This is a genomic window from Streptococcus sp. SM3 (assembly GCF_027497875.1).
Genome location: NZ_JAJNSA010000120.1, coordinates 1 through 6,944 on the forward strand (window position 1 = coordinate 1; position 6,944 = coordinate 6,944).

6 protein-coding genes and 1 pseudogene are annotated in these 6,944 nt (G+C 46.1%); 5 read left to right on the top strand and 2 right to left on the bottom strand.

What is annotated here, in order from left to right:
- On the bottom strand, positions 1-2,946 hold a 2,946-nt coding region (locus PAN06_RS12370; protein ID WP_269796465.1), incomplete at its 3' end, for a M14 family zinc carboxypeptidase.
- 114 nt (positions 2,947-3,060) lie between these two features.
- Positions 3,061-4,023: an aromatic acid exporter family protein gene (locus PAN06_RS12375; protein WP_269796466.1), complete on the bottom strand. Its 963-nt coding sequence runs from the start codon at positions 4,021-4,023 to the stop codon at positions 3,061-3,063.
- A gap of 96 nt (positions 4,024-4,119) precedes the next feature.
- Here PAN06_RS12375 and rlmB point away from each other — a divergent pair, with 96 nt between their 5' ends.
- The 5 genes and pseudogenes from rlmB to PAN06_RS12400 form a co-directional block, all read left to right on the top strand.
- On the top strand, positions 4,120-4,848 hold the full coding sequence (rlmB, locus tag PAN06_RS12380) for a 23S rRNA (guanosine(2251)-2'-O)-methyltransferase RlmB (protein WP_269796467.1): 729 nt from the start codon (positions 4,120-4,122) through the stop codon (positions 4,846-4,848).
- A gap of 18 nt (positions 4,849-4,866) precedes the next feature.
- Positions 4,867-5,379, top strand: coding sequence for an NYN domain-containing protein (locus tag PAN06_RS12385; RefSeq protein WP_070505380.1), 513 nt, complete (start codon positions 4,867-4,869; stop codon positions 5,377-5,379).
- Positions 5,379-6,242 carry a DegV family protein gene (locus PAN06_RS12390; protein WP_269796468.1) on the top strand — a complete coding sequence of 288 codons (864 nt, stop codon included), beginning with the start codon at positions 5,379-5,381 and terminating at the stop codon, positions 6,240-6,242. Before PAN06_RS12385 ends, PAN06_RS12390 begins: the two co-directional genes overlap by 1 nt.
- Before the next feature lie 152 nt (positions 6,243-6,394).
- The gene (rplM, locus tag PAN06_RS12395; RefSeq protein WP_002876943.1) at positions 6,395-6,841 is read left to right on the top strand and encodes a 50S ribosomal protein L13; all 447 of its coding nucleotides are present in this window, start codon (positions 6,395-6,397) and stop codon (positions 6,839-6,841) included.
- Positions 6,842-6,859: 18 nt separating this feature from the next.
- Positions 6,860-6,944 (top strand): annotated as a pseudogene (locus PAN06_RS12400) (30S ribosomal protein S9); the annotation flags it as partial.

Consider the following 6,944-nt stretch of genomic DNA (forward strand, 5'->3'; position numbering starts at 1 on the left):
CACTTGATCTGGTTCTTTAGCTGGAACGTAATCCATCAAGCTTGCCAACTTGCTGCCAAAGATCGCATTGGTTACCCAGCGGAAGAAGTGGACAGGGTGTTGACGGTTGGTTGGATTTCCTGCATAGACAAAGAGTGGTTGTCCCATCAGTTCCCCAGAGATGGCCATGACTTTGTTGGCCAGAACATCGTTATGTGGCCACCAACCTGCAATATAATAATCGCTCGGAGCGATGCTCATCAAGGTCTTGAAATGCTCTGGAACCTTTTCAATCCAGTTTCCTGAGTTGGAGTAGAAGAGGGTATTCTTCTTGTATCCGCTAGTCAATGGATCCTGGTCATCAATGATCGCTTTCATCAAGCCTTCGTAGTCACTACCGCCTTTTAATTTTTCAGCGTCAAATCCTGTAAGAACTCCTAATTTTTCCAATTTTTGCATGGCTTCCCCACCAATGACAAGGGTTGGTTTCTTGCCAAAAATGGAAGCGTCAAAGCGGTTGCTTTCCAAAATAACAACATCCGCTTCTTCTGGTGTATTGACGATTTGGAAGCCTAATTTTTCAAGGACCAGACTAGTATGAGCAGGCGCATCTACTCCAGCCCAATTATAGTGGTAGTTCGGAGAGTAGACCTTCATTGGTTTCAAGGTTGGGCCACTTGGCACCTTGTAGAGGGCATCACCATAAATGGCATAGTTTGGCAGGAGCGAAGCAAAGGTATCGCGGTCAACGATGTAGCCATCGTCTGTTAGGTAGACAGATTTTCCTTGTGCAATCGCCTGGTTAACAGCTTTAACGGCACTGGCTGAGGTGTTTGCGATCACATAGTAAGGAGCTTTTGGATCGATCTCAGAGGTACGAGTGGCGCGGGTGGTGGTGACTTCTCCTAATTTTCCGTTGAAAAGACCATCCGCAAAGACAGGTTCGGACTTGAACCCTCTCATATCTGGGAAGTTGACCAGCAACTCTGCGTACATAGCAGCCCAGGCAGATTCGTTGGAGCCCTTGTAGAGAATGTGGTTGGCATAGCCACGTTTGGCTTGGGCCATGTCAATGACTAAGTCCCCTTTTTTATAGTTGCCAATATCTTCTTTGAGTTCCTTGACGAGGACACCATTGCGTTTGAAGTAGTCGATCATATTGAAGGCTTCTTGGGCATCGTTGTCTTTGTCGAGGCTCATTGGGATGACGTAGTAGTCTGGGAAGAATTTCGGACGACCATTTTTCACACGTCCAACGATTTCCCCATTTGGACCGACCAGTTCATTTTCGGCTTTTGGATCTTCGGTTTTATTGAGACCGCGCAGGTAGAAGTTGAGACGCATCTCAAGGAGACGGTCCGGATCTTGGTTGAGGAAGTCAATTCCGCCTAGGACAGCATTGCGACCTGCTTTGTAGGATTCTTCATTTCCTTCTGGAATTTCGATAGTATGGCCTAAGATACCATGGTATACTGCATAAACCCCTGTATAGCCAGAGAAGGAGTCATCCCAGCCATCGCCCCAATCCAGTTTTGGAATGATGTAACTATTGTATTTAGAATTGGCAACTCCTGCCCGTCCCATATGATGGGCATTTTCTAGCATCAGGTCTGACAGAAGATCGTATTCGAAGTTCGGATCATGTGGTGGCGTTGCAGGTTCGATTAAGAATTCTTTGATAAAACCGTGTAAGTCGTAGAGAGCGATCGGATTCCATTTGTTGATCATTTGGATAACCGTGCGAACTTCAGGGTTGGTTTGGTAGCTGGCATCCCGGTTTGGATCGAGCCCGTTTGCTAGGGCCCGCAGGTTGAGAGCATCCCCATCTGGGTTTTCCGTGAAGTCAAATAAGAAAATGAATTTATTGAGCAAGCTTGGAATATCTAGCGTGACAGTTTTAGCATTTCCAGTTTCATCTGTAGTGTTAAAGGTCACCTTTTCCTTAGTCGCAAAGGTATTGAAGAGGCCTGTGATGATATCAATGCCTGGCTGTTCATCCGCGTGGGTGTTGTGGACTAAGACAGGTAATTTGTAATCCAAGGTCTTATCTTTTAGTGCAGCCAGCATTTCGCTTGGCTTGGTCAAGGCTGTAGGGTTGGTACTAGAAAGGTAGTGATCGATGCTGGCTTGGTCCTTGCTCACGATCCCCATCTTCATATCCCGGCCTTGGGCACTCTTGCCAAGGGTTTCCAGTTGCACTAAACGATCGGGTTTCGCTTCTTCCTTGGATTTTTCGATAGCAGCTAGCATCTCTTCATGTGTATGGTAGTCTTGATAAGGTCGAAAAACAAGGGTTTTATTGATGGTCACACCCAAGTCTGCATTGGTCCCGACTAGTTCATGGTTGCCGATGTAGTTGCGGTAAGTCCGGCGAATATTATTTGGGCTACGAAGACTAAGATCTTGACCAAAGAGATCCTGCACGTCGATGTGGAGATCCAGATCATTGCCGTTTGCGGTCTCTGTGATAGTAAGGAATGGATCCTTGCTCAGTGTTCCTGTCTCCATATCCCAAGTTTTCCACTCAGAGAGAGGCTTATTGTCTAAGGTCCAGTTGATCTTGCCAGCAGCTTGAGCTTTTTCTTGGACTTTGTCATCAATCGTACTCTTTTCAGAGAGATAAATGGTGCTATCAGCCAATCGTGTCGCTTGGTCAGAAGTCGTTGTAGCACGGTTAGTGCTTGGACTAGCGGTTGGAGCAACCTCTGTACTAGAAGCCACATCAGAAGTCGCTGCGGTTTCTGCAGGACTAGCAGAAGTTACTTCTGTGGATGTAGCCGGACTGGCAGTATCAGCTGTCACAGGTTGCTCAGTAGCAGGTATCGCTTCAAGGACCGTGCTTGGTTCCGCTTGAGGCGCTTCTAAGCTATCGGCTGAAACTTGGCCATGACCGATAACGGAAAGCAAGACAGCCGCTGAGAGACTGAGTGTCGTAGTGTACAAATGTTTCTTATATGAAGACTTCATATAGAAGACCCTCCTTAAAAAGTTATTTTCCAGTTCTAGTATACCATTTTAGGAAAGCGTTTACAACAACTGCCTGAATAAAAGAGCCTTTGCATCTTGCAAGGGCTTCTTTGTCTATTCTGTTTCCTTATGAAATTGTTGGTAAAAATCAACCTTGACCTGGATGAAAGTTTCTAAGTCTCTTAAGAGTTGGAGCAAGGTGGCGCGTGTTTCAAATTCTTCACGGGTCTTGGGAAGAGGGCGTTCGCGGAAGATCTCCAAATAATGACTAATATCATCTAGAAGATCTTGGGCAGGATTTTCCTGGCTTAACTGTTGGGCTGTTTTCTTAAAAAGTTGAGCTAGGATTATGCTTTCACTCGCCGCTAACTGACAGCGATTGACGTTTTCTGCCATATCTCGCAGAATATCGTTTTGCCGCTTGCGCATTTCGAAGTAGTGAATATGGTAATTGGTTTGGTGAAAGAGGTGGTTGGAATGGTCCAGATAAACTAGGTTCAAGGCATCCTGTAGGATGCTGTCCAACTCCTTGATCAAGCGAGCATCATTGCGACCATCCCCTTTACTAAGTAATTCCGCAAAACGACCAAGGATCTTTTTCAGTTGGTCTTCAACAACATCATGGTAGTGATCGATCGCTCCCTGATTAGAAGGCATATAGAGATTGGCCAGCAAGGCAAAGCTGGTCCCAATTAAAAAGAGGGCAAGTTCATTGAGCAAGAGTCCCCAGGAAGTAGACTGCTCAATTAAGAGATGGGTGACCAGCACCGTACTAGGCGTGATGCCGATCTGCCAACCCAATAGAAAGGCGCAAGGAACATAGAGAGCGATAAAGACTCCCAGTGCCCAAAGGTTGAATCCAAAAAAGGAAAAGGCGAGACTTCCGATAGCAAGGGCCAGCAAGGTCGACATAAAGCGCTGGTAGGCCTGCTTGATGGTGCTGCGACGCGTATCCGAGATACTCAAGATGGCAATGACGCCAGCTGAGATGGCATAGGTCAAGCCCAGAGCATAAGCAAGGGTAGCTGCTAAACAGGTGGCCAAGGTGAGCTTGATGGTTCGTTGAAAAAGAGGCATGGCTTCCTTTCTAGTTATGTTTGTTCATTGAGATAGATTTGATTTCATTATATCATGAATTGGCCTCTTCCTCCTTTCTTGTGGTATACTAGTTCTATGGAAAATAACGATATCGTATACGGTGTCCACGCAGTCACCGAGGCTTTACAAGCCAACACAGGCAATAAATTATATATTCAAGAAGATCTCCGAGGGAAAAATGTCGACAAGATCAAGGCCTTAGCAGCTGAGAAAAAAGTGTCGATTTCTTGGACGCCAAAGAAAACCCTGCAGGAAATGACAGAAGGAGCTGTTCACCAAGGCTTTGTTCTTCGAGTGGCAGCCTTTGCTTACACCGACTTGGCAGCGATTCTGAAACAGACAGCCCAAGAAGAGAACCCGCTTTTATTGATTCTCGATGGCTTAACAGATCCGCACAATCTTGGATCTATCTTGCGGACAGCTGATGCGACCAATGTCTCAGGAGTCATCATTCCTAAGCACCGAGCGGTTGGGGTGACCCCAGTGGTGTCAAAAACTTCTACCGGAGCAGTGGAACACATTCCCATTGCGCGTGTGACTAATCTTAGCCAAACCTTAGACAAGCTAAAGGAAGAGGGCTTCTGGATCTTTGGAACCGACATGAACGGCACGCCATCGCACAAGTGGAATACGGCTGGCAAGTTAGCCTTGATCATTGGCAATGAAGGAAAAGGGATCTCAGCCAACATCAAAAAGCAAGTCGATGAGATGATCACCATTCCCATGAATGGTCATGTGCAAAGCCTCAATGCCAGCGTGGCAGCAGCTATTCTTATGTATGAGGTCTTTCGCAACCGACTATAATCCTAGAAAGGCAATGATATGAAACGAAAAATCTTATTGGTTGACGGCTATAATATGATTGCCTTTTGGCAGGAGACTCGCCAGCTCTTTCAAAAAAGTGAGCTCGATGCAGCTCGCAATATCCTCCTGCAAAAACTGAGTCACTATGCTAGCTTTGAAGGAATCGAAGTCATCTGTGTCTTTGATGCCCAGTATATGCCAGGAGTGCGGCAGACCTATGAGGAGTTCAATGTTCAGGTGGTCTTTACCGGTGAGGATGAGACGGCAGATGACTATATCGAGCGCTTGGCTGCAGAGCTTAACACGCCCCTCCACCAAGTATCGGTCGCAACCAGTGACTTAAATGAGCAATGGACCGTCTTTGCTCAAGGAGCTCTTCGGGTATCTGCCAGAGAGTTAGAAAAACGGGTCGCAGTCGTCAAAGGAAACCTTAATCAGGCGCAGCTAGTGGTCAACGATCAAAAACCACCTATGCGACCGCTCGATCACGAAGTATTGCGACAATTACAAGAAATGATGGGAGACAAGTAATGACATTTGCTATTTTGACAGATTCGACAGCAGATTTGGACCAAAACTGGGCCAAGGAACATCAGGTCACCATTCTCGGTTTGACCATCGAGTTAGAGGGAACAGTATACCAGACAGTAGGCCAAGATCAATTGACCAGCCCGGAGCTTTTAGAAGCCATGAAAAATGGGGCCAAACCGACAACCAGTCAGGTCAATGTGGGCCAATTTCAGGAAACCTTTGAACAATTTGCCAAAGAAGGAAAAGATCTGCTTTATGTAGCCTTTTCATCGGTCTTATCTGGGACATATCAGAGTGCAGTCATGGCACGAGACCTGGTTTTAGAAGACTACCCGGAAGCCGTGATCGAGATTGTCGATCCGAAGGCTGCTGGGATTGGAGAGGGCTACCTGGTTATGCGGGCAGTAGCTGCGCGTGATGCGGGCCGTTCATTAGCAGAAACCAAAGAAGAGATCATGAATCTAGCGCCAAAACTGCGGACTTATTTCCTCGTCGATGATCTCTACCACCTCATGCGTGGAGGGCGTCTCTCAAAAAGTGCTGCGATCATGGGAAGCCTGGCCAGCATCAAACCCATTCTCTGGATTGATGCGGAAGGGAAATTAGTGCCCATCAGCAAGGTTCGCGGACGTAAAAAAGCTGTCCGAGAATTACTGGAGCTGATCAAAGCCGATATCGGTGAAAGCACAGCCTTGGTATCTTATACCAACGATCTAGAAGGAGCAGAAGCACTGAAGCAAGAAATGCTTGCGCTTGAAGGCATCGATGAAGTCCTTGTGATGCCTCTTGGACCAGTTATTTCAGCCCACGTTGGCCCGAATTCCTTGATCGGATTTATCATGGGAAAAGAAAATCGTAAATAATTTTCCAAATCGGTTGACTTTTATCTTAGAATTTTGATACAATAGTAGGCGGTATTGTTTACCCCATTTGTAAGGCCCCGGAACCTTTCAAATAACTCGCGGACCGGAACATCCGCCCTGTAAACAAAAACGACATTCATATAGGAGAAATCATGAACAAAACTACATTCATGGCTAAACCAGGCCAAGTAGAACGCAAATGGTACGTTGTTGACGCAACTGATGTACCTCTTGGACGCCTTTCAGCAGTTGTTGCTAGCGTGCTTCGTGGAAAAAACAAACCAACATTCACACCTCACACTGATACAGGTGACTTCGTAATCGTTATCAATGCTGAAAAAGTTAAATTGACTGGTAAAAAAGCAACTGATAAGATCTACTACACTCACTCAAACCACCCAGGTGGATTGAAATCAATCTCTGCTGGTGAACTTCGTTCTAAAAATGCAGTTCGTTTGATCGAGAAATCAGTTAAAGGTATGCTTCCACACAATACTCTTGGTCGCGCTCAAGGTATGAAATTGAAAGTATTCGTTGGAGCTGAGCACACTCACGCTGCACAACAACCAGAAGTTCTTGATATTTCAGGACTTATCTAAGGAAAGGAACAATAAAGTATGTCACAAGCACAATATGCAGGTACTGGACGTCGTAAAAACGCTGTTGCACGCGTTCGCCTTGTTCCAGGAACTGGTAAAATCA

Coding starts and splice junctions, on each gene's coding strand:
- rlmB (WP_269796467.1), top strand. CDS start 4,120: ATGGAAAATAACGATATCGTATACGGTGTCCACGCAGTCACCGAGGCT.
- PAN06_RS12390 (WP_269796468.1), top strand. CDS start 5,379: ATGACATTTGCTATTTTGACAGATTCGACAGCAGATTTGGACCAAAAC.
- PAN06_RS12375 (WP_269796466.1), bottom strand. CDS start 4,023: ATGCCTCTTTTTCAACGAACCATCAAGCTCACCTTGGCCACCTGTTTA.
- rplM (WP_002876943.1), top strand. CDS start 6,395: ATGAACAAAACTACATTCATGGCTAAACCAGGCCAAGTAGAACGCAAA.
- PAN06_RS12385 (WP_070505380.1), top strand. CDS start 4,867: ATGAAACGAAAAATCTTATTGGTTGACGGCTATAATATGATTGCCTTT.